This is a genomic window from Afipia sp. GW822-FHT04G07 (genome assembly GCF_058800765.1).
Map to the genome: position 1 here is coordinate 2,179,018 of NZ_JBXAMP010000001.1, position 21,683 is coordinate 2,200,700.

The 21,683-nt window shown below is 61.4% G+C and carries 28 protein-coding genes; 7 read left to right on the forward strand and 21 right to left on the reverse strand.

The annotated features are described in order from the left end of the window. Nucleotides 1-32 precede the first annotated feature (32 nt). Both AC1RKJ_RS10710 and AC1RKJ_RS10715 read left to right on the forward strand, forming a co-directional pair. The gene (locus AC1RKJ_RS10710) at nucleotides 33-404 is read left to right on the forward strand and encodes an ElaB/YgaM/YqjD family protein (protein WP_492790939.1); all 372 of its coding nucleotides are present in this window, start codon (nucleotides 33-35) and stop codon (nucleotides 402-404) included. An 85-nt stretch (nucleotides 405-489) separates the two neighbouring features. Then, nucleotides 490-945 (forward strand): hypothetical protein, encoded by a 456-nt coding sequence (locus AC1RKJ_RS10715; RefSeq protein WP_492790940.1) that lies wholly within the window; start codon nucleotides 490-492, stop codon nucleotides 943-945. Nucleotides 946-1,015: 70 nt separating this feature from the next. Here the strand turns inward: AC1RKJ_RS10715 and AC1RKJ_RS10720 are convergent, their stop codons facing one another. Both AC1RKJ_RS10720 and AC1RKJ_RS10725 read right to left on the reverse strand, forming a co-directional pair. Beyond that, the gene (locus AC1RKJ_RS10720) at nucleotides 1,016-1,447 is read right to left on the reverse strand and encodes a hypothetical protein (protein WP_492790941.1); all 432 of its coding nucleotides are present in this window, start codon (nucleotides 1,445-1,447) and stop codon (nucleotides 1,016-1,018) included. A 331-nt stretch (nucleotides 1,448-1,778) separates the two neighbouring features. Beyond that, a complete protein-coding gene (locus tag AC1RKJ_RS10725; RefSeq protein WP_492790942.1) occupies nucleotides 1,779-2,579 on the reverse strand; it encodes a response regulator in 801 nt (266 codons plus the stop codon). Nucleotides 2,580-2,808: 229 nt separating this feature from the next. On the opposite strand from AC1RKJ_RS10725, the gene AC1RKJ_RS10730 reads away from it, so the two are divergent. Together AC1RKJ_RS10730 and AC1RKJ_RS10735 are read left to right on the forward strand one after the other, a co-directional pair. Then, complete coding sequence (locus AC1RKJ_RS10730) at nucleotides 2,809-3,036, forward strand: NepR family anti-sigma factor (RefSeq protein ID WP_492790943.1); 228 nt, start codon at nucleotides 2,809-2,811, stop codon at nucleotides 3,034-3,036. Then, nucleotides 3,036-3,584, forward strand: coding sequence for a sigma-70 family RNA polymerase sigma factor (locus tag AC1RKJ_RS10735; RefSeq protein WP_492790944.1), 549 nt, complete (start codon nucleotides 3,036-3,038; stop codon nucleotides 3,582-3,584). Before AC1RKJ_RS10730 ends, AC1RKJ_RS10735 begins: the two co-directional genes overlap by 1 nt. 104 nt (nucleotides 3,585-3,688) lie before the next feature. Here AC1RKJ_RS10735 and AC1RKJ_RS10740 read toward each other — a convergent pair whose 3' ends face one another. From AC1RKJ_RS10740 to urtA, 18 genes are all read right to left on the reverse strand, one after another. Then, nucleotides 3,689-5,344, reverse strand: coding sequence for a CHASE domain-containing protein (locus AC1RKJ_RS10740; RefSeq protein WP_492790945.1), 1,656 nt, complete (start codon nucleotides 5,342-5,344; stop codon nucleotides 3,689-3,691). 254 nt (nucleotides 5,345-5,598) lie between these two features. Continuing rightward, entirely contained in the window at nucleotides 5,599-5,757 is a 159-nt protein-coding gene (locus tag AC1RKJ_RS10745; RefSeq protein WP_492790946.1) for a hypothetical protein, read from the reverse strand. 71 nt (nucleotides 5,758-5,828) lie between these two features. After that, a complete protein-coding gene (gene ureG, locus AC1RKJ_RS10750; RefSeq protein ID WP_492790947.1) occupies nucleotides 5,829-6,467 on the reverse strand; it encodes an urease accessory protein UreG in 639 nt (212 codons plus the stop codon). Continuing rightward, a complete protein-coding gene (locus tag AC1RKJ_RS10755) occupies nucleotides 6,464-6,907 on the reverse strand; it encodes a DUF3995 domain-containing protein (protein WP_492790948.1) in 444 nt (147 codons plus the stop codon). Before AC1RKJ_RS10755 ends, ureG begins: the two co-directional genes overlap by 4 nt. Continuing rightward, nucleotides 6,904-7,722 carry an urease accessory protein UreF gene (locus AC1RKJ_RS10760; RefSeq protein ID WP_492790949.1) on the reverse strand — a complete coding sequence of 273 codons (819 nt, stop codon included), beginning with the start codon at nucleotides 7,720-7,722 and terminating at the stop codon, nucleotides 6,904-6,906. The genes AC1RKJ_RS10755 and AC1RKJ_RS10760 overlap by 4 nt, the downstream gene beginning before the upstream one ends. Next, nucleotides 7,616-8,173 (reverse strand): urease accessory protein UreE, encoded by a 558-nt coding sequence (locus tag AC1RKJ_RS10765; RefSeq protein ID WP_492790950.1) that lies wholly within the window; start codon nucleotides 8,171-8,173, stop codon nucleotides 7,616-7,618. Before AC1RKJ_RS10765 ends, AC1RKJ_RS10760 begins: the two co-directional genes overlap by 107 nt. A 10-nt stretch (nucleotides 8,174-8,183) precedes the next feature. Beyond that, nucleotides 8,184-8,483, reverse strand: coding sequence for a putative quinol monooxygenase (locus AC1RKJ_RS10770; protein ID WP_492790951.1), 300 nt, complete (start codon nucleotides 8,481-8,483; stop codon nucleotides 8,184-8,186). Further along, a complete protein-coding gene (locus tag AC1RKJ_RS10775) occupies nucleotides 8,480-8,779 on the reverse strand; it encodes a putative quinol monooxygenase (RefSeq protein ID WP_492790953.1) in 300 nt (99 codons plus the stop codon). Before AC1RKJ_RS10775 ends, AC1RKJ_RS10770 begins: the two co-directional genes overlap by 4 nt. Before the next feature lie 35 nt (nucleotides 8,780-8,814). After that, a complete protein-coding gene (ureC, locus tag AC1RKJ_RS10780) occupies nucleotides 8,815-10,530 on the reverse strand; it encodes an urease subunit alpha (RefSeq protein ID WP_492790955.1) in 1,716 nt (571 codons plus the stop codon). Nucleotides 10,531-10,555: 25 nt separating this feature from the next. Next, on the reverse strand, nucleotides 10,556-10,909 hold the full coding sequence (locus AC1RKJ_RS10785) for a GFA family protein (RefSeq protein ID WP_492790956.1): 354 nt from the start codon (nucleotides 10,907-10,909) through the stop codon (nucleotides 10,556-10,558). Beyond that, a complete protein-coding gene (locus AC1RKJ_RS10790; RefSeq protein WP_492790957.1) occupies nucleotides 10,906-11,211 on the reverse strand; it encodes an urease subunit beta in 306 nt (101 codons plus the stop codon). The genes AC1RKJ_RS10785 and AC1RKJ_RS10790 overlap by 4 nt, the downstream gene beginning before the upstream one ends. Before the next feature lie 9 nt (nucleotides 11,212-11,220). Beyond that, nucleotides 11,221-11,523: an urease subunit gamma gene (locus AC1RKJ_RS10795; RefSeq protein ID WP_024576934.1), complete on the reverse strand. Its 303-nt coding sequence runs from the start codon at nucleotides 11,521-11,523 to the stop codon at nucleotides 11,221-11,223. Between the two features lie 65 nt (nucleotides 11,524-11,588). Then, entirely contained in the window at nucleotides 11,589-12,425 is an 837-nt protein-coding gene (locus AC1RKJ_RS10800) for an urease accessory protein UreD (protein ID WP_492790958.1), read from the reverse strand. Between the two features lie 35 nt (nucleotides 12,426-12,460). Next, nucleotides 12,461-13,156 (reverse strand): urea ABC transporter ATP-binding subunit UrtE, encoded by a 696-nt coding sequence (gene urtE / locus AC1RKJ_RS10805; RefSeq protein WP_492790960.1) that lies wholly within the window; start codon nucleotides 13,154-13,156, stop codon nucleotides 12,461-12,463. 1 nt (nucleotide 13,157) lies between these two features. Then, nucleotides 13,158-13,919, reverse strand: a complete 762-nt coding sequence (gene urtD / locus AC1RKJ_RS10810) for an urea ABC transporter ATP-binding protein UrtD (RefSeq protein ID WP_492790961.1) — start codon at nucleotides 13,917-13,919, stop codon at nucleotides 13,158-13,160. Nucleotides 13,920-13,923: 4 nt separating this feature from the next. After that, nucleotides 13,924-15,105: an urea ABC transporter permease subunit UrtC gene (gene urtC / locus AC1RKJ_RS10815; RefSeq protein WP_492790963.1), complete on the reverse strand. Its 1,182-nt coding sequence runs from the start codon at nucleotides 15,103-15,105 to the stop codon at nucleotides 13,924-13,926. Beyond that, complete coding sequence (urtB, locus tag AC1RKJ_RS10820; protein WP_492790964.1) at nucleotides 15,102-16,715, reverse strand: urea ABC transporter permease subunit UrtB; 1,614 nt, start codon at nucleotides 16,713-16,715, stop codon at nucleotides 15,102-15,104. The genes urtC and urtB overlap by 4 nt, the downstream gene beginning before the upstream one ends. 174 nt (nucleotides 16,716-16,889) lie before the next feature. Continuing rightward, the gene (gene urtA, locus AC1RKJ_RS10825) at nucleotides 16,890-18,209 is read right to left on the reverse strand and encodes an urea ABC transporter substrate-binding protein (RefSeq protein ID WP_492790965.1); all 1,320 of its coding nucleotides are present in this window, start codon (nucleotides 18,207-18,209) and stop codon (nucleotides 16,890-16,892) included. 529 nt (nucleotides 18,210-18,738) lie between these two features. Here urtA and AC1RKJ_RS10830 point away from each other — a divergent pair. From AC1RKJ_RS10830 to AC1RKJ_RS10840, 3 genes are all read left to right on the forward strand, one after another. After that, nucleotides 18,739-20,169, forward strand: a complete 1,431-nt coding sequence (locus tag AC1RKJ_RS10830; RefSeq protein WP_492790966.1) for a DEAD/DEAH box helicase — start codon at nucleotides 18,739-18,741, stop codon at nucleotides 20,167-20,169. Between the two features lie 40 nt (nucleotides 20,170-20,209). Further along, nucleotides 20,210-20,491, forward strand: a complete 282-nt coding sequence (infA, locus tag AC1RKJ_RS10835; protein ID WP_492790967.1) for a translation initiation factor IF-1 — start codon at nucleotides 20,210-20,212, stop codon at nucleotides 20,489-20,491. 276 nt (nucleotides 20,492-20,767) lie between these two features. Further along, nucleotides 20,768-20,980, forward strand: a complete 213-nt coding sequence (locus AC1RKJ_RS10840; RefSeq protein ID WP_011474122.1) for a cold-shock protein — start codon at nucleotides 20,768-20,770, stop codon at nucleotides 20,978-20,980. A 105-nt stretch (nucleotides 20,981-21,085) separates the two neighbouring features. Here AC1RKJ_RS10840 and AC1RKJ_RS10845 read toward each other — a convergent pair whose 3' ends face one another. Then, entirely contained in the window at nucleotides 21,086-21,682 is a 597-nt protein-coding gene (locus tag AC1RKJ_RS10845; protein WP_492790968.1) for a TadE/TadG family type IV pilus assembly protein, read from the reverse strand. Between the last annotated feature and the right edge of the window lies 1 nt (nucleotide 21,683).

The window sequence follows — 21,683 nt, forward strand, 5'->3', positions numbered from 1 at the left end:
TTCCAAGAGCTGCGGTTTTCCAGGAGCTTTCGATGTCGAGCACCGACGGTGAAGACGCGATGAGGAACATGACTGACAAAGCCACATCCGAACGCCTTAAGAAGGATATAGACGCCGTGAAGAACGATATTTCAGCACTCGCAGACCAGATCTCGGACGTACTCGAAGCATTCAAGGTCGACGCCCGCAAGCAGGCCAAGCGGACCTACAAGCAGGCCCGCTCCAACGTCGATTCCATGATGTCAGACGTCAGCAAGCATGGCAGCGAGGCTCTCGACGCCGCGCAGGATTACGCCAGCACGCTGGAGGATTCGCTCGAAGACGCGATCATGCAGCGCCCGCTGGCCGCTGTCGGCCTTGCCGTCGGGCTCGGCTTCCTGATCGGCGTCACGTGGCGGCGCTGATCCGGCTATTTGAAAAGCGCTGCCGGCATAACGCCGGTGGCGCAACCATGTCGTTTTATTGACGCATAGTGAGATTGGATTTTCGATGTTTCAGAAGTTCATGGATGACGTCCGGGACCGTGCCGGCGGCGCGTTGCGGCTGACATCGCTTGCGGCCGCCGTCGCGGTTTCCCTGTTCATCACCGCAGCGTTTCTCTGCGCCGCAGCCTTTGTCGTCGTGCTTCAGAACTACGGATTGCTGCAGGCCTGCCTCGCAGGCGCCGGCGTCTTCTTCGTGGCGGCGCTGCTGGCCGCGATCTGCTATTCCGTCAGCAAGCGGCAGGCTAAAAAGCGGCCCGTTGAACCCAGCAAACCCGGCAAATCGGCCATGCAGTCCGCGTTGAGCGATCCGATGGTGCTGGCTGCCGGATTGCAGATCGTCCGCACCGTCGGACTGAAACGCATCATCCCGCTGGTCGCGATCGGCGGTATCGCGCTCGGCCTGATGGCGAGCCGGCGCACGGCCGATGACGACACCACAGAGGAACCGGCGGACGAATAGGCCGGTGCAGGATAGCAAAAAAGAGCGCCGACCCGGCGCTCTTTTTCTTTGCCTCGGATCTCTATAGCGATCAGGTGATGCAGCGCCCGGGCGCGAGCTGCTTCGCCACAGCGGTCAGCACGCTCACAACGGGTTCGCACGCGATGGTGCGTGACGGTGCGGCAGATCCCCCTTTGAAGCCGGTGGTTGCGGCCGGAGGCTTGCGGAGCGCATCGGCAGCCTCACCGGCCGGGACACGCACCAGCACCGATGTATCGGGCATGTTTGGCGCGGGCACGGATATGGTCATGCCTCCGGCAGGCTTCACCGCTGTCTCGCGGTCACCCTTCGCCGCGCGATCGACATTCATTGCAGTCGCGTCATCGACCGCCCGCGCCGGAAGGGTCATGCGCGCGTCGCTGCGCTGGATCGGACCAAGCAGATCGTTTCCTGCCGACACTTCGAGATGCACGGCGCCCAGCGCCAGCACACCCGCCACCACTCCCAGAGTTCCTGAAGCCATGTACGACATTTGCGGCCTCGACACGTTGTCCTGCCGCACGATCACGGCTTCTGGATAACGTGGCTTGTCGGGCTTCGTTCCGGGCCTGCCGGCGGGGAAAGCTCCGCAGGCGGCGAATCAGGTCAGAATATTTTTTTGGACCTGGGAACGCTTTCGTGAGTCCGGCGTCTGTCTCAAAGCCGGTCATCCCCCTGCCCCTAATCGACCGGCTTTCGGGGGTGTGGCTGTGGTGATGCCGGCCGCACCCCTTTTCTCTTTGCCGGACACGCGACCATGCAAAAAACCGGACCGGGCTTTACCCCGGTCCGGCTTTTTGATTACAGCGCCGTGTTCAGGACGCGGCAGCTTTGGGCCGGCTGCGCGAATTGCGCTGGAAAAACAGCGCCTGGCTTGCCACCGCCGACACCATGGCCGGCTGGAACGGCTTCGAGATCAGGAACGCCGGCTCAGGCCGCTCCCCGGTGAGGAAACGCTCGGGGTAGGCTGTGATGAACACCACCGGCACCTCGAACGTCTTGAGCAGTTCGTTGACCGCGTCGAGCCCCGAACTTCCGTCCGCGAGCTGGATGTCCGCCAGGATAAGGCCGGGCCTCTTGGTCTTCGCCAACGAGATGGCGTCGGTATGGGTTCGCGCCACGCCGATGACGTTGTGACCCAGATTCCTGACCAGGCTTTCAAGATCCATCGCGATGAAGGTTTCATCCTCGATGATCAGGACGTCGGTCGCGATCTCGGCTGCAAGTTCGCGTCCCGCCGTATCGGCGAGGTCACGAACCTGTGTCACGTCGGTATCCAGAATGTGAGCGACCTCTTCTTCCGAAAAGCCCTCGAGCGACAGCAGCAGGAAGGCCTGGCGTGCGAGCGCCGTGAGGCTAGACAAGCGCTGTTCGGACGCCGGCGCCGGGCCCTTGTCGGTGCTCTCGTTCAGCGAGACCGAATTCCAGATCTGGGTGAACAGCCGGAACAGGCCGGTGCGCGGCCCCATTTTTTCTTCCAGCAAGGACGGGTCCTGTAACAAGGCTTCCAGCATGGCCGCGACATAGGCATCGCCCGATGCCTGGCTTCCGGTGAGCGCACGGGCATAACGCCGCAGCAGCGGCAGATGTTCAGCAACGAGCTGAGAACGAGACATACCCCCTCCAATCAATTGGTCTGATTTCGGCCTGGGACCTGCAACATGGTGATGCCGGCGCCCCGCTTCCGACTATCTACGCATAAATCCCAGAAAAGTTCCTCGACGCCGGAACTTTCTGGCGATCCCCTCGTTTAAGACGTGATCTCGGGGGCTGAAAGGCTTCAAAGAAACAAAAAACTCTTTTATTCCTAGCTAGTTAGCTAAATGGGGACAACGGATCGGGCCAATGAAAGAATTGAAGCCTCAAGTTAACAGGGCAGCCACCGGAGCTGGCAAGCAAGGTGGCTTGAACTCCGAAATTCAATCACGGATCGGGCACCAGCTTCGCGCCATGTACGATGATGTGGTTCGCCAAGGCGTGCCGGACCGTTTTGCAGATCTGATCCGCCAGCTTGACTCACAAGATGCGGCTTCACAGATAAGCGGAGATACGACCAAAGATGGGAGGGACTGATGCCTCTCACAGATTCACTTCGTGACGACATTCTCGCAACCGTACCGAGCCTGCGCGCGTTCGCTATTTCGCTTAGCGGCAACGCCGACCGTGCGGACGATCTCGTTCAGGAAACGCTGTTACGGGCGCTCGCGCATATCGACTCGTTCCAGCCGGGTTCGAACCTTCCGGCATGGCTGTTCACCATCCTGCGCAACCTGTTCCGCTCGGACTATCGCAAGCGGCGGCGTGAGGTCGAGGATGCCGATGGCAGCTACGCCAAGACGCTGAAGTCGCAGCCGGCGCAAAGCGCGCACCTCGAGTTCGAGGAGTTTCGCGGGGCGCTTGAGAAGCTGCCGCAGGATCAGCGCGAAGCGCTCATTCTGGTCGGCGCGTCAGGCTTCTCCTATGAAGATGCCGCCGCCATCTGCGGATGCGCGGTCGGCACCATTAAGAGCCGGGTCAACCGCGCGCGATCGAAACTGAGCGCACTGCTCTACGTCGATGGCGCCGAGGACTTCGGACCCGACGACACGATCCGCGCCGTGATCAGCGGAAGCGGCGGCTAAACCGCGCCCTTCAGACACAACAAAAAGCGGCCACTCACACGTGACCGCTTTTTATTTCTTCTTGTTTCTTCGACTGTCCGCGGCGCAATCCTCATCCGCCGATGTCAGCGCCTCGTCACCGGAGCGCCGATGCGTTCGGTGCGGTCCATTTCGATCTCGTCCACCACAGTAGCCATCGGCGCCGTGAGTTCGTAGACGTAGCTGACATCCGTGAAATATCGCTTCGATGTGCCGCCGAGCGCTTCGGGTGCGACGCGATCCAGCAGCACCAGCCCGAACTCGCTGTCAGTCCGGCGGGTAGCGGCGCTGGTATTGAACTCCTCCCAACGGAAATGAAACACTGGATCCTGCTGGTCGTCCGAGACGCTCCACGCCGCGACGATATGCGGATGCTTGCCGACCAGCGACAGGCCCTCGTCCGCATGGGACGCCAGTTCAAAGAACAGCAGCGACAGGCTCTGCGCCGCGCGTGCGCTGACGATAATGTCCGGGCCGGTGAGCGCGATGCGATCCGCATGGGGAATCGCACGCGGCTCGAACAGGCCCTTGAGCCTGACACCCTGCCACTGGCTTTCACTCAGCAGCGACACGACATGCGACATGGCGTGAATGCGGCCAATCAGAAGCTCGCGCGCGACATCGATATCCGCGCCGTGCCGCATCGTCCGGGTCACGATCGACTGGATCACCGCCAGGATGTTTTTCACGCGGTGATTGAGTTCGTCGATCACCGTGGTGAGCCGCCGCTCGAATCCGATGCGGGTCTGCACCTCGCGGCTCAGCCGGATATTGTTGTAGGACACATATCCGAACAGACCGCACAGGATGACGACCAGCGCCACGCCGATCAGCATCACGATAACCGCAAGTTCCTGGGCGCGTGCCGCAGCATTGGTTTTCGCGTAGTAGATCAGGGTCCAGTCCCGCGCGCCGAAGGCCACGACACGCAGCAGCGGTGGATTGTCGGCATCCAGCAAAAGCGGCTCGGAGGTGACGTTTCCTTCCGCGTCGGCGCTCAGATTCTCGGAGGCGTTTCGCGGATCGCGCAGTGCCACGGAAAACAGCGACAGGTCATCGTTGACCAGCATCAGCGGCGCCAGCCGGTAGGATATGGTCAGAAAGCCTGCAACGGTGCTGCTGCCCTCGGTCCGGACGGGTGCAGCCAGCACAACGCCCATGGGACCGCCGTTACGCAACAGCACGAACGGTTCCGAGGAAACCGGCCTGCCTTCCTCCACGGCGCGCACCAGCATGGGCCCGACCACAGGATGACTGTCCAGAATGCGTCCGGCGAAAGGCCTGGTTTCCTCGTTCTGCGGCTCCACATCCATCAGCACGCTTGCCGGATCGCGCACCGTCGCCAGATTGAGCGGACTGTCGTCGGCGTTCCGCGGCGTCGGATTGGGGAAACCCGCGGCCCTCAGTTCGGTCTGCACGCGGCCGAGATCGGATCGCGGAATGCGCGCAATCCAGCTTGCGACAAGGAAATCGGTCTTGAAGGCATAGATCGACGACCGCAACGGCTGCAGCGCATTGGCCATGCTCACAACCGGTGAACGGAAAAGCCCGACGGCGACCCGGGTGAGCAACTCGCGCTCGCTCAAACGCTCCTGAACGAGACTGGCATGGCTATCCACAGCGCGGGCAAGCGCAGTCCGGCCAATCGCCAGTTCCTGATCGTAGACCTTCAATGCCGCAAGACCGGAGATGATCACTCCGATAATTGCCATCAGTCCGATGATGAAGCCGAGACGGAGCACGCACTTACTCGAAAAAAGGGAGATGGAATGAAAACGGCCGCGGGCAAACAATGCGGGCCAGGCGGAAACGGCAATCTAATGCAGCGGCCGAACTAATATTCATGGGTGCTCTGATGCCGCCGGATCGAGAACGGAGCGAGCCGGCGTGGCCTGAATGTATCGTAAATAGATCAATTTAGTCGCGGCGAAATGGTTCCCGCGTCCGGAAAATATACCCATCATGGTAAACCCGGGCCATGGGTGAGCGGCGGAGGTTAACATTCGGACTGTTGCTGCTCGATATGACAATCGGCCGGAGCCGAGCGGGCCGAAGCCATGCTCAGGCCAAGGACCATGACGATGATTCCAAGCAGGACCGCCCCCAGGAAGAAGCCGCTGTAATCTCGTGCGGGAGTTGTTGTCGATTGTTTCATGCAGGCTAACCCCGACAGGAGCCTGCCGTTCCAGAATATCTGATGTCACCTTTCGTCTGACGTCCGGCGTTTCAGTTAACGGCGGCCGGAGCCGGCGCACGAAGACCGCCCTTGCTCTCGATGAAACGGATGATGCGATCGAGACCTTCGCTCTTTTTCAGGTTGGTCATGACGAACGGCCGTTCGCCGCGCATGCGCTTTGTGTCAGTATCCATCTTCTCGAGCGATGCACCGACATAGGGCGCGAGATCGATCTTGTTGATGACCAAAAGATCCGACCGCGTGATGCCGGGGCCGCCCTTGGACGGAATCTTGTCGCCGGCAGCAACATCGATGACATAGATGGTGAGATCGGCGAGTTCCGGCGAAAAGGTTGCCGCGAGATTGTCGCCGCCGGATTCGATCAGCACCAGATCGAGATCGGGGAACTTGAGGCGCATATCGGCGACGGCGGCCAGATTCATCGAAGCGTCTTCGCGGATCGCGGTGTGCGGACAGCCCCCTGTCTCCACGCCTGCGATGCGATCCGGCGTGAGTGACCCTGAACGGACCAGAAACTCCGCGTCCCACTTGGTGTAAATGTCGTTGGTGATGGCCGCGATCTCGTAATGCTCGCGCATCGATTTGCAGAGCAGATCCATCAGCGCCGTTTTACCCGACCCGACGGGGCCGCCGATGCCGACACGAAGCGGTCCATTGAATTTCGTCATGACAAAAGTCTCGTTCCATTGAAAAACAGAATCGCGAAACCGGCCGCGAGGATCAGGCACAGCGGCGAATAATACCGGCGATCGTAGGTCGCGAACGGCTCGCGCGGAAACCGCGCGCGCCACGCCGGTAGATAACCGGCAATGCCGCGCCCCGCGAACACCAGTGTGGCCACCAGTCCCGCGAGCAGAACAATCGACGGCGACACCGATGTGCCGATCAGGCCGGCCAGCATCAGCGCGATGGTGCCCGGAATATAGATCGCGAGCGCTGCAAGATAACACTGGTTGGGCGACGGCATCTTGTCGCTCGCATGACCGACCACGGCGGAGACCAGTTCGGCGTCGGTCTTTCGCGGCCAGCGGACGCCGACGCCCCACGCCACGTGAAGCGCCGCGACCGTGGTCAGAACAACAAAGATCGCAAAGGCAATCGCGCTCATGACCGGAACAGCCTTGTGTACTGGGTTTCGTGGCGCATGCTCGCCAGATCCGCGCGGAACGTGGCGCTGCCGAGATCGTCGAGCGTGGCATTCAGCGCCTTTTCCGCCGTCGCAGCAATCACGGGCTCCAGCGCGGCCAGAACGCGCTGACTGTCGGTCTGCCCCAGCGGAATGAGACGGACCCCCGCCGAAATCCAGTTCGACGTGGTCGCGTGAAGAAAGGCGTGCATTGTCGGGACCAGCGGAAGGCGATGCCCAGCAGCCAGCACGCCGACGGCCACCGGATAAGCAATCGGCCCTGCCAGATGCGGCCTCAGCAGATCCAGCGCCGCGCAGTTCCAAGCGGATCGCGCGATCTCGACAAAGGCGCGTCCTTGCGCTGTCGTTTCCAGATGCCGCTCGCGCGAGGGCGTGAACGCAGCCGCCAGTTCCAGGATTTCGCTCAAGGCCCGGGCGTCCGACGCATGCGCCGCGCGATGCGCATGACACAGGAAGATACCGTCACAGAAGCCGGCCCCTTCGAGCAGCATGACGGTCAGCCAGTCCTGCAACGACGCCCTGTCGTTGATGTCGCCGGCTTCGACCGCCCATTCGATGCCGCTGGAATAGGAGAACGACCCGACCGGAAACGACGGCGACAGCCATGTCATTAATCTAAACAGCGCAGCCGATTCCTCGGCTTCTGCCAAGGCGTCGTCCGCAGCGCGGTCAGTGCTCGTGGTCATGAGCATGGGAATGACCGTGGTGATGGTCGTGGTCGTGATGCGCTTGATCGTGACCACTGTGTTTGTGATCGCCGTGATCGTGCTGGCCATGGCCGTGCGCCGCATGACCGCCGCCGGCATAGGCGCCGCCTTCCGGATCGAACGGCGCTTCGATCACGATGACGCGCGCGCCGAGGCCCTTCACCATCTCCTCGATCACATGATCGCGGCGGATGCGCAGTCCCTTGCCCACGATCTGGGTCGGCAGATGGCGGTTGCCGAGATGCCACGCCACCCGCACCAGATGATGCGGATCGGTGCCGCGGATTTCCACCAGCGGCTCCGGTGCTGCGACCACTTCGATCAGCCGCCCGTCATCCAGCACCAGCGCGTCGCCGCCGCGCAACGCTATCGCTTCCTCGAGGTCCAGCAGGAATTCCAGCCCGCGCGTGCCGGTCATCGCCATGCGCCGCCGATGCCGGTCGTCGAAACCGAGAACCACCGTATCGGCGGCGGCTTCGGTCCAGCGAACCTGCGGACGAACCTGCGTGGCGCGGATCATGACAACGCTTTCATAGTTTCTGGACTTCGCCGCCGCTGATGATCTCGATCTCGGTCGGCGAGACCTTGAGCGGCGCCGACAACTCACGCCACGCCTTCAGGTGCGGCGCGCGGCTATGGGCGGTGAGATCGTCCCGCGTCTCCCAGCGTTCGACGAACACCAGGGTATTCGGATCGTTCACGCTGGAATGAAGCTCATAGGAGATGCAGCCCTTCTCCTTGTGAGTCTCGGCGATGCAGACTTTCGCGCCGGCGATGAAGGCCTCGCGGCCTTCCGGCTTCACCTTCGTGGTGGCGACGACATAGATCATCGGACATCCACACTGGCTGGCGTGATGACTTCGATCTTCGGCGGCGCGGTCAGGCAATTCACGACAACACGTCCGAACGTCTTCATGTGCTCGGCCTTGCGATGCGGCACCAGCGCGTCGGCATTGTCCCACTGCTCGACGAACACCAGCTTGGTGGGATCGGTCACGCTCTCGTGCAGGTCGTAGGCGATGTTTCCGGCTTCCTTGCGGGTCTCCGCGATGCAGGCTTTCGCAGCAGCGATCAGCTCTGCGCGCATCTCTGGCTTGATGGTCAAAGTCGCAACAACGTAAATCAAGGCATCCTCCCGGCTTTCTTATTGGTGCCGGGACCCTAGTACATGAAATAGCGCTGCGCCATGGGCAGCACCTCGGCCGGTGCGCAGGTCAGCAATTCGCCGTCGGCGCGCACCTCGTAAGTTTCGGGATCGACCTCAATGTTCGGCGTCGCGCCGTTGTGGATCATGCTCTTTTTCGAGATGCGGTCGCGGGTGTTTGAAACAGCATAGAGCTTCTTGTCGATGCCGAGCTTCTTCGCCAGCCCCGAAGCCACCGCGGCCTTCGACGAGAACACCACCGAGGACGCCGTCAGCGCTTTTCCGAAGGCGGCGAACATCGGCTGGTAATGCACCGGCTGCGGCGTCGGGATCGAGGCATTCGGATCGCCCATGGGCGCTGCGACAATCGAGCCACCCTTGACGATCAGATCAGGCTTCACGCCGAAGAACGCCGGCGACCACAGCACGAGGTCGGCCATCTTGCCCTTTTCCACGGAACCGATCAGCTTCGAGACGCCATGCGCGATAGCCGGGTTGATCGTGTACTTCGCAATGTAGCGTTTGACGCGGAAGTTGTCGTTGTCCTTGCCCTTGTCCTCCGGCAGCGAACCGCGCTGCTTCTTCATCTTGTCGGCGGTCTGCCAGGTGCGGATGATGACTTCGCCCAGCCGCCCCATCGCCTGCGAATCCGACGAGATCATCGAGAGCGCGCCGAGATCGTGAAGAATGTCTTCCGCCGCGATGGTTTCCTTGCGGATGCGGCTTTCGGCGAACGCGAGATCTTCCGCGATCGACGGATCAAGATGGTGGCACACCATCAGCATGTCGAGATGCTCGTCGATGGTGTTGCGCGTGAACGGCCGCGTCGGATTGGTCGACGACGGCAGCACGTTCTTGAGGCCCGCGACCTTGATGATGTCCGGCGCATGGCCGCCGCCCGCGCCTTCGGTGTGGAAGGCGTGGATGGTGCGGCCCTTGAAGGCCTTGATGGTGTCCTCGACGAAGCCCGACTCGTTCAGCGTATCGGAATGCAGCATCACCTGGATGTCGTAGTCGTCGGCGACAGACAGACAGTTATCGATGGCGGCGGGCGTGGTGCCCCAATCCTCGTGCAGCTTGAGCGCGCAGGCGCCGGCCTTGATCATTTCCACCAGCGGCGCCGGACGCGACGCGTTGCCCTTACCGGAAATGCCGAGATTGACCGGGAACGCATCGAACGACTGGATCATGCGCGCGATGTGCCACGGACCCGGCGTGCAGGTGGTCGCGAACGTGCCGTGCGACGGGCCGGTGCCGCCGCCGAGCATCGACGTGACGCCGGACATCAGAGCGTGTTCGATTTGCTGCGGGCAGATGAAATGGATGTGGCTGTCGAAGCCGCCGGCGGTGAGAATCTTGCCTTCGCCCGCGATGATGTCGGTGCCGGGGCCGATGATGATCGTGACGCCCGGCTGAATGTCGGGATTTCCGGCCTTGCCGATCGCGGAGATCATGCCTTCCTTGATCGCAACGTCGGCCTTGACGATACCCCAGTGATCCACGATCAGCGCGTTGGTGATCACGGTGTCGGCCGCGCCCTGTCTGTTCGTCACCTGCGACTGGCCCATGCCGTCGCGGATCACCTTGCCGCCGCCGAATTTCACCTCCTCGCCGTAGGTCGTGAAATCCTTCTCGACCTCGATGATCAGGTCGGTGTCAGCAAGGCGCACGCGGTCGCCCGTGGTCGGGCCGAACATGGCTGCATAGACGGAACGAGAAATTCTGGTGGCCATAATCAATCTTTCGGTGATCGTTCTTTCAGTAGCTCTTGCCGTCGAATTTTTTCACGCTCAGCGAATCAAGATCGACATCGTCGAGACAGCGCACATTGACCGCGACCATCTCGGCCCCGTTCGGCGCCTTGCCATTGGCGAACGACTCGACGCCGCAGGTCGCACAAAAGCGATGCCGAATGACGCCCTTGTTGAATTTGTATTCTGTCGTCGCGTCATCGCCCGACAACAGCTTGAAATTCTCCGCTGGAACGAATGTCAGTAGCGTTCCCAGCTTGCCGCAGCGCGAGCAATTGCATGCGATGACATCGCCAATCTCACCGGTCATTTCATAGCGGACCTTGCCGCATTGGCAGCCACCGATATATGTCTGCATCACAGCTTCCCGCTCACATCGCCACGAAATCCGTAAACCACCCGTTTGCCGGCCAGCGCGACGAGATTGACCTCACGCGTCTGTCCCGGCTCGAAACGCACGGCGGTGCCGGCCGCAATGTCGAGCCGCATCCCGCGCGCCTTCTTGCGGTCGAACTTCAGCGCCGGATTGGTCTCGAAAAAATGATAGTGCGAGCCGACCTGAATGGGCCGGTCGCCGGTGTTCGCCACCGTCAGCGTCGCGGTCTTGCGCTTGGCGTTGAGTTCGATGTCGCCGTCCTTGATGAAGAGTTCACCGGGGATCATGTTGCATCCTCACCGAATGGGTTCGTGAACGGTGACAAGTTTCGTCCCGTCCGGAAACGTCGCCTCGACCTGAATGTCGTGGATCATCTCCGCGATGCCGTCCATGCACTGCTCGCGCGTAATGACTTCCGCGCCGGCTTTCATCAATTCCGCGACGGTGCGCCCGTCGCGCGCGCCTTCGATGATGAAATCCGAAATGATTGCGATGGCTTCAGGATGGTTGAGCTTGACGCCGCGCTCAAGACGGCGCCGGGCAACAATCGCCGCCATGGAAACGAGGAGCTTGTCCTTTTCGCGGGGAGACAAATTCATGCGTGCAATATCCGGTTCAACTGAGCGAATTTGAGCAAGAGCATTCTGATTGAGCCAGAGCCCATTTAATTAAGCCAGAGTCTTGGCAAGCCCGAAGGGCTCGCACATCCCAGCACTTTCATCATATCGGCGCGGAGCCGCGCGGTATCTTGTGCGCAGAAACGCGCCATTGCAAACCCGTTCCATGCCGAGACGCCGACCTCAGCGCCGAATGCACCAGACGCCTCGCGGATGCGCGTGACCATGGACTCATCGCCCGGAACCACCAGTGCCGTGCCGATGGCGACGCCGCCATTTGCGACAGCGCGGCTGGCGAGCTTGGCGGCGATGTCGCCGTCGAGCCGCACGGTTTCTGCGAAGGCGAGCTTGCCGCCGATCTTCATGCGCCAGCGGTCGGTGAAAGATCCGCGTGCCATGACCTCGCCCATCGCCGCGCGTCCGAATACCACGATCTCGCACAACAGCAGCGACGCGCCCTGCGCCAGATCAATATCAATCTTCCGCGACACGCGGGCCTGATCGAACAGGATGGTTTCCTGCGGCAGCCAGCAAAGCCGCGCGTCAGCGCCCGCGCGCAGCGCGATGTTTACCTGGGCGTCCGGCCCATGGGAGCGGTAAATCTTTTCCGCCGCCGCCGTGGTCACGGTCAAATGCGCGCCCTCGCCAGCGGCGATGTCGATATCAAAACGGTCGCCGCCCGCGATGCCGCCCGCGGTGTTGACGAACACCGCGGAGAGGCCCTGCTGTTCCGGCGACGGAAAGCGGACGCGCAACGAGCCGGATTCATGCAGCTCACGCCGCCGCGTCGCGCCGTCCTTCAGATGCACGTCGAACGTCACCGCGCCAACCGCCCGGTTGGCCGCGAAGGTGTCCGCCGCTGAGGAGTTGATCCCGTTCTGCATTCGCCCCGGCTCACGTCAGTTCAGGTCAGTCCGCCTCAGAGCGCCATCTGGCGGCTGATCTCGGCGGGGTCGAGGTTGCTGCGGTCGCAGGTGAACTTGACCGCGCCGCGATCCATGACGGCAAAATTGTCGCCGAGCTCGCAGGCAAAGTCGAGATATTGTTCGACCAGCACGATGGCGATGGTGCCGAGGCTGCGCAGATATGAGATGGCGCGACCGATGTCCTTGATGATGGACGGCTGGATGCCTTCGGTCGGCTCGTCGAGCAGCAGCAGCTTCGGCCGCATCACCAGCGCACGGCCGATGGCCAGTTGCTGCTGTTGCCCGCCGGAGAGATCGCCGCCGCGCCGCCCCAGCATGGTCTGCAACACGGGAAACAACGAAAACACATCATCCGGAATGATGCGGTCGTTGCGCTTGAGCGGCGCGAAACCGGTCTTGAGATTTTCCTCCACCGTCAGCAGCGGAAAAATCTCGCGGCCCTGCGGCACGAACGACATGCCCTTGCGGGCGCGCTCGTAGGGCCGGAGGCCTGAAATGTCCGCGCCGTCGAAGGTGATCGAGCCGTCCTTGATCGGATATTGCCCGACCATGGCGCGCAACAAACTGGTCTTGCCCACGCCGTTGCGGCCCAGCACGCACGTCACCTTGCCGGGCTCCGCAACCAGCGACACGCCGCGCAGCGCCTGCGCCGCGCCGTAGTAGAGGGTGATGTTTTTCACATCGAGCATTTCAGCGTCCTAAGTAGACTTCGATGACGCGCTCATTGGACGACACCTGATCGAGCGTGCCTTCCGCGAGAACCGAGCCTTCGTGCAGACACGTTACCCGCACGCCAAGCTCGCGCACGAAGGTCATGTCGTGTTCGACGACCACCACAGTCTTTTCCTTGTTGATCTCTTTCAGCAGTTCGGCGGTCTGATGCGTTTCCACATCAGTCATGCCCGCCACCGGCTCATCGACCAGAAGCAGTTTGGGGTCCTGCGCGAGCAGCATCCCGATTTCGAGCCATTGCTTCTGCCCGTGGGACAAAGCTCCAGCGAGCCGGTCGCGCGAGTCCGTCAAACGAATGGTTTCCAGCACGCGGTCGATCCGCTCGCTTTCGTCCGGCGTCTCGCGCCAGAACAGCGTGCCGCGCACACGGTGATCGACGTTCAGCGCCAGCAGCAGATTGTCCTCGATGGTCTGGCTGTCGAACACCGTCGGCTTCTGGAATTTCCGGCCGATGCCGAGTTCGGCGATCTGGGTTTCATCCAGCCGCGTCAGATCGACCTTGCCGTCGAACAGCACGTCGCCCTCGTCCGGCTTGGTCTTGCCGGTGATGATGTCCATCATCGTGGTCTTGCCGGCGCCGTTGGGACCGATGATGGCGCGCATTTCGCCCGGTGCGATCACCAGCGACAGGTTGTTGATGGCGTGAAAGCCATCGAACGAGACGTGCACGCCGTCGAGATAGAGCATGGCCGATGTGGCGCGGGTGTCCATGACGTTCATGTGCCTACTCCGCCAGACGTGGTTTAGGCAGACCTTGCTCGGTCACACCGTCTTCCGCCGCGGCGCTTGCCGCGTTCGCGTCAATCCGGTCCTGCCGCTTGCCCCACCAGTCCTTGACGGTGCCGACGATGCCTTTCGGCAGCAGCAGCGTCACCAGAATGAACAATGCACCCAGCATGAAGAGCCAGTACGGCGCGAGCGCGCCGGACGTGAACACGGTCTTTGCGTAGTTGACGACGATGGCGCCGAGCGCCGCGCCAATGAGCGTGCCGCGTCCGCCGACCGCGACCCAGATCACGGCTTCGATGGAGTTGCCCGGCGCGAACTCGCCGGGATTGATGATCCCCACTTGAGGCACGTACAGCGCGCCGGCGACACCGGCCATGCAGGCAGACAGCGTGAACACGAACAGTTTGTAGTTCTCGACGCGGTACCCGAGAAAGCGCGTGCGGGATTCAGCATCGCGAATGGCGATCAGCACCTTGCCGAGTTTGGAAGTGACGATGGCACGGCAGATCAGAAACGCGGCGACCAGCGCCATGCATGACAGGATGAACAGCACTGCGCGCGTCCCCTGCGCCTGCACATTGAAGCCGAGGATGTCCTTGAAATCGGTCAGGCCGTTGTTGCCGCCGAAGCCGAAGTCGTTGCGGAAGAACGCCAACAACAAGGCATAAGTCATCGCCTGCGTGATGATCGACAGATACACGCCGGTGACGCGCGAGCGGAACGCGAGCCAGCCGAAGCAGAACGCGAGCAGTCCCGGCACCACCAGCACCATCAGCACCGCGAACCAGAACATGTCGAAGCCGTACCAGTACCACGGCAGCGCCTTGTAGTTCAGGAACACCATGAAGTCCGGCAGCACCGGGTTGCCGTAAACGCCGCGCGAGCCGATCTGCCGCATCAGATACATGCCCATCGCATAGCCGCCGAGCGCGAAGAACGCGCCGTGGCCGAGCGAGAGAATGCCGCAATAGCCCCATATCAGATCGATCGAGAGCGCTAGGATGGCGTAGCAGAGATATTTGCCGAACAGCGCCATCAGATAGGTCGGCACCTGAAACGGCGAATTCTCCGGCAACAGCAGATTGGATAGCGGCACCAGAACGCCGACCGCCGCGACGATCAGCAGAAAGATCGTCGCGCTCTTGTTGAGCGAGCGGGTGAGAAAATACGGCGTCATGCTTCCACCGACCGGCCCTTGAGGGCGAACAGGCCGCGCGGCCGTTTCTGGATGAACAGAATGATCAGCACCAGAATGGCGATCTTGCCGAGCACCGCGCCCGCCACCGGCTCAAGAAACTTGTTAGCCATGCCGAGTGTCAGCGCGCCGACCAGCGTGCCCCAGAGATTTCCGACGCCGCCGAACACCACCACCATGAACGAGTCGATGATGTAGCTCTGGCCGAGGTTGGGACTAACATTGTCGATCTGTGACAACGCCACGCCGGCGATCCCGGCAATACCGGAGCCGAGGCCGAAGGTCAGCGCGTCGACGCGCGAGGTCGCGATGCCCATGGAGGCCGCCATGCGGCGGTTTTGGGTGACTGCGCGCATCTCCAATCCAAGACTTGTGAAGCGCAGCATGCCGAGCAGGATGAAGAACACCGCGATGGTGAACACCACGATCCAGAGCCGGTTGTAGGTGATCGTCATCTGGCCGATCTCGAACGCGCCGCTCATCCATGACGGATTACCGACCTCGCGATTGGTCGGGCCGAACATCGTGCGCACCGCCTGCTGCAGCACCAGCGAGAGGCCCCATGTCGCGAGCAGGGTCTCCAGCGGGCGGCCGTAGAGAAAACGGATGATGGTTCGCTCGATGATGACGCCGATGATCCCCGCCACCAGAAACGCCAGCGGCACCGCGATCAGCAGCGAATAGTCGAACAGGCCCGGATAGCTGGTGCGGATCGTCTCCTGCACGACGAAGGTGACGTATGCACCGATCATCACCATTTCGCCGTGCGCCATGTTGATGACGCCCATCACGCCGAAGGTAATCGCCAGACCGATGGCAGCGAGCAGCAGCACTGATCCGAGCGACAGGCCATACCAGGCGTTCTGCGCGGTGGCCCATATCGAGAGCGTTCGCTGAATCGAATTGATGCCTGCGGCAGCGGTGCGCGCCAGCGCGGGCGACTGATCCGCAGGCAGCCCGGTCAGGATCGCCAGCGCGTCCTGATCGCCGCGTTCGCGAATAACCGAGATGGCGTCGAGCTTGTCGGCCTCCGACGCCTTGGGATCGAACAGCATGATCGACGCCTTGGCCTCGGAAAACGCCCGCTTCGCGCCGGCGTTGGTTTCCTTCTGCAACGCGCCTTCGATCACCGGCAGGAATGCAAGGTCATGGGTCTTGAACACGGACTGCGCGGCCTGAATACGGGTCGCCGGATCCGGCGAGAGCAGCGTCAGCCCGCCGAGCGCAGCGTCCACGGTCCGGCGCAGGCGGTTGTTGAGACGAACGACGGTCGTGTTCGCGGGCGCATCGGCGACGGCAGCGCCGGTCGCAGCGTCGGTGATCTTGCCGCCCTTGTCCTTGACGAACACCTTCTTGCCCTGCGGATCGGCCAGCAGGCGGCCGTCCTTGAGCGCATCGATGATGGAGAAAGCCAGCGGATTGCCGCTGGTCGCAAGCGCGCCGACGGCGGCTTCGGTATCAGAAAATGAATCGTTGGCGAATTGCGCAACGGCGTCTTCAAAGGGACCGGCCAGCACCGGCACGCCCGAGACGATCACGAGCGCCAGCGCGAGGATCGACGCCCGGCAGCGATTGAGAAAAATGGAAAACACCTGACAACCCCGGCAGAGGCAAGAGGAAGGCGGCGACTGCCGCCGCCTTCATAGTTGTTACAAACTCCAGGAAGTCGTCATTGCGAGCGAAGCGAAGCAATCCATAAGAACGCAAAGGATTGGATTGCTTCGTCGCAAGAACTCCTCGCAATGACGCTCAACTCAAACCTCAGATCAGGAACCCTGACCGCCGCACTTGTTGGTCTTGGTGTTGAAGTTGCCGCACTTCTTGCCGACCCAATCGCCAATCAGGTCCTTGGAGCCATCAAGCTCCTTCGACCATGCATCGCCAGCCACGAGACCGGGGGTCTTCCACACCACGTCGAACTGGCCATCGCCTTTGATTTCGCCGATGAACACAGGCTTGGTGATGTGATGGTTCGGAAGCATTTCCGACACGCCGCCAGTGAGGTTCTTCGCCTTGATGCCCGGGAGCGCGTCGATCACCTTGTCGGCGTCAACCGCACCGGCCTTCTCGACAGCCTTCACCCACATGTCGAAGCCGATCACATGCGCTTCCATCGGATCGTTGGTCACACGCTTCGGATTCTTGGTGTAGGCCTGCCAGGACTTGATGAAAGCCTCGTTCTCCGGCGTCTTGATCGACTGGAAGTAATTCCAGGCGGCAAGATGGCCGAGCAGCGGCTTGGTATCGATGCCGGCGAGTTCTTCTTCGCCGACCGAGAACGCGACAACCGGAATGTCGGTCGCCTTGATGCCCTGATTGCCGAGTTCCTTGTAGAACGGCACGTTGGCGTCGCCGTTGATGGTCGAAACCACCGCCGTCTTCTTGCCGGCCGAACCGAACTTCTTGATGTCGGCCACGATCGTCTGCCAATCCGAGTGACCGAACGGCGTGTAGTTGATCATGATGTCTTCGGCCTTGACGCCCTTCGACTTCAGGTAGGCTTCAAGGATCTTGTTGGTGGTGCGCGGATAGACGTAGTCGGTGCCGGCCAGAACCCAGCGCTGCACCTTTTCTTCCTTGGCGAGATAATCGACCGCAGGAATTGCCTGCTGGTTCGGCGCAGCACCCGTGTAGAACACGTTACGCTCGCTCTCTTCGCCTTCGTACTGCACCGGATAGAACAGGATCGAGTTCAGCTCCTTGAACACCGGCAGCACGGACTTGCGCGACACCGAGGTCCAGCAGCCGAAAACCACCGAGACCTTGTCCTTGGTGATCAGTTCGCGGGCCTTTTCCGCGAACAGCGGCCAGTTGGAGGCAGGATCGACAACGACGGCCTCGAGCTTCTTGCCGAGAACGCCGCCCTTCTTGTTCTGCTCGTCGATGAGGAACAGGATCGTATCCTTCAGCGTCGTTTCGCTGATGGCCATGGTTCCGGACAGCGAATGAAGAACGCCGACCTTGATGGTGTCCTGGGCCTGAGCCTGACCAAACGTAGCGAGGCCCAGAAAAAGGCCCGCGGTCGCAGCCAGCCATTTTCGGCGGCTGAACGGCGCAATTGCAGCGGTATTGAAATGCGGTGTCATGCGATGTCATCTCCCTGACGCAGACGTGAAACGCTGTACGACGGCCATCGGCCGGCGGCGTTAAGGGAATCGCAAGAACTATGCCATTGCGCAGATTTCACTAAGCAATTGACATATAAAGGGAAAACAATTTCCAGAGACACGACTTGTGGCGGCTGCTTATTTTCTGAGCTGCGAGACTGGCATTGTTTTTTGCAACTGCATATTTTATAAGCACATTTGTAACGCTGTCTAAAATTAAAGCAGTAGACGCTGCCGGAACCATAGGTCTCAGGACCATCAAACTTCGTCTGGAAACCAGATCCGCAGGTTTTACCTTGAAAGCGCCGCGTTCTTGTTCCATATGAGCGCCACGACCTTGAGAATCATCAGGTCTTTGCGAGCCGCGTGTTCTGATCCCGTTTACGGTTTCTGGCTTGCCCCTTCAGCTAACCAAAACCGACGCCCCAGACACGCGGGTGTCTCAGACACCCGCCCGCACCTGACATCCCTGTCGGGCGCGCGCCATGGCTCATAGAAAGATACCCTTTTGACCTCCTTTCAGGATTTCGGTCTCGCCGATCCAATCTCGCGTGCACTTAAAGAAGAAAATTACGTCACGCCCACCCCCATCCAGGCTCAAACCATTCCCATCGCGATCACCGGCCGAGACGTGATCGGCATCGCGCAAACCGGCACCGGCAAGACCGCGTCCTTCGCGCTCCCGATCCTGCATCGCCTGCTGGAAAACCGCATCAAGCCGCAGCCCAAGACCTGCCGCGTGCTGGTGCTGAGCCCCACCCGCGAACTCTCCGGCCAGATCCTCGAGAGCTTCAACGCCTACGGACGGCACGTGAAGCTGACCTCGGCGCTGGCGATCGGCGGCGTCCCGATGGGCCGTCAGGTCCGCTCCGTCATGCAGGGCGTCGACGTCATGGTGGCGACACCGGGCCGTCTGCTCGACATGGTCCAGGGCAATGCCCTGAAGCTCAATCAGGTCGAATTTCTCGTCCTCGACGAAGCCGACCGTATGCTCGACATGGGCTTCATCAACGACATCCGCAAAATCGTCGCCAAGATGCCGGTCAAGCGCCAGACCCTGTTCTTCTCGGCGACCATGCCGAAGGACATCGCCGACCTCGCCGAACAGATGCTGCACAATCCGGCCCGCGTCGCCGTCACGCCGGTGGCGTCCACGGTGGAACGCATCGCCCAGCGCATCATCCAGGTCGATCACGCGGCCAAGCCCGCCATTCTGGCGCAGTTGCTCAAGTCCGAGCCGGTCAACCGCGCGCTGGTGTTCACACGCACCAAGCACGGCGCCGACAAGGTCGTGAAAGGCCTCGCCCGCGCAGGCATTCCCGCCGACGCCATTCACGGCAACAAGTCGCAGAACCACCGCGAGCGCGTGCTCGCGGCGTTCCGCACCGGCGAGATCCGCACCCTGATCGCCACCGACATTGCCGCACGCGGCATCGATGTCGACGGCATCACCCACGTGTTCAATTTCGACCTGCCGAACATTCCCGAAAGCTATGTCCACCGCATCGGCCGCACCGCGCGCGCCGGCGCCGAAGGCACGGCGATTTCGCTGGTGGCCGGCGGTGAGGAACTCAGCTATCTGCGCGATATCGAAAGACTGATCAAAATCACGCTGCCGAAGGAAGATCGCCGCACACCGGGCGGTCAGCGCACGGCAGCCCCCGCTCCTGCCCCGTCACAGCATCGCGGTGGTGGCCGTCCGCATGGACAGACGCCGCGTTCCAACGATGCCGCGCCCGGATCGCAGGGTCCGCGCCGACGCCGCCGTCCGAACGGCGGGATGCCGCAGTCCGACCGTCACGAAGCCGGCCGCCATGAGCAATCTCGGCCATCGCAAAATGCCAAGAGCGAGGGTATTCAGGGGGTCGCCTTCCTGCACCGGGAAAGCCGCCCGGCGCAGAACCAGCCCCGGCGCAATCAGCGCCCGCAACGCTCGTAACCTGATTTCATAAGTACCGATTAGAGGACTTGGAGACTTTATGGCCAAAGAAGAGCTGATCCAGTTCGAAGGACTGGTGACCGAAATTCTTCCCGATGCGCGCTATCGCGTCCAGCTCGATGCCGGACACGAAATCGTCGCCTACACTGCCGGGAAGATGAAGAAGAACCGCATCAAGACACTGGCGGGCGACCGGGTGACCATCGAAATGTCGCCTTACGATCTTGAGAAGGGTCGTCTGATTTTCCGCCACAAGGACGAACGTCCGGGTGGCGGCCCGCCCCGCGGCACTCCTCCGCGCGGGCAGTTCCGCCGCAGGTAACGGCGACGCTCCGCGCGACCGACAGATTGCGCACGGCACAAGCCGTGCGCGATTCCGGTTTTGGAGCCCTGTCACGCGGACCCAAAAATCCGCGCATGGCAGGATTGTTTTGAACGCGTATTTCGCCTAATATCCACAGATCGATCTTCGGCCGGACGACCTAGCTATCCACCGGTACAGCCGGTTTAGACGCTGACGACCTCATCCAAATTTCGATCTCACCAGCCCATTTGAACGTGGGCTACGACTATAACTATCTTGAGAAGGACTACCTGCGTGAGCATGGGAACTGTGAAGTGGTTCAACGCGACTAAGGGTTTCGGATTCATTCAGCCGGATGACGGCGGAAATGACGTGTTCGTTCACATCAGCGCCGTCGAGCGCGCTGGTCTGGGAACGCTGCGCGAAGGCCAGAAGATTTCCTACGAAATCGTCGCTGATCGCCGTTCGGGCAAGTCGTCGGCCGACAATCTGCGCGCCGCTGGCTAACGGAAGCTCCGCAGCTTCCGCCGCGGAATTCCAGCCGTAGACCAAAATGAAAAGGCCGTGCGGTTCGCACGGCCTTTTTTATTTCTCGCCAGTTTTGACAACTATTCAGCTCGTCGGGCCTATAACCGTTTCGGATTGACGCGGGCGCGTGAAGCACTCGTCGCTCAGGGGAAATCCCCCCTTCATCACGAAGCCGATGATCGGGATATAGGTATACGTCACCTCGCTCCAGATCAGCTGCGTGTTCGCAACCAGAAGTCCGGGCGGAATGGTGGTGATGACCGTATCCTTCGCATATTCCTTCGTCACGGTGATTGAACTTCCGGCAACGACGCCTCTGTAACTCCAGACCACCTTCGCCACCTTCGAGGCATCGATGCTGATCGCCGACACCTTCTGCGTCATGGTCGTCGCCGTCACGGGATAGGGCGACATGATGGCGCTGCCCAACCCGAAGAAGTTTGTGAGCTCGGTTTGCGTCACTTGCGTCCCTTGCGAGACGAGATCGGACAACGACCGCGCAACCAGCGTCACCTTGCGGTCGATCGCCACGCCGCTCGACACTTCGATCGTACCGAATATCAGCGTCAGCATCAGCGGCAGAATGAAGGCGAATTCGACCGCGGCCAGACCACGCGCGTCCCGCGCGAAGCGAGTTGCGAGCCTGCGGCCGCGAAGCATGATCTTTGATGTCCCAGTCATC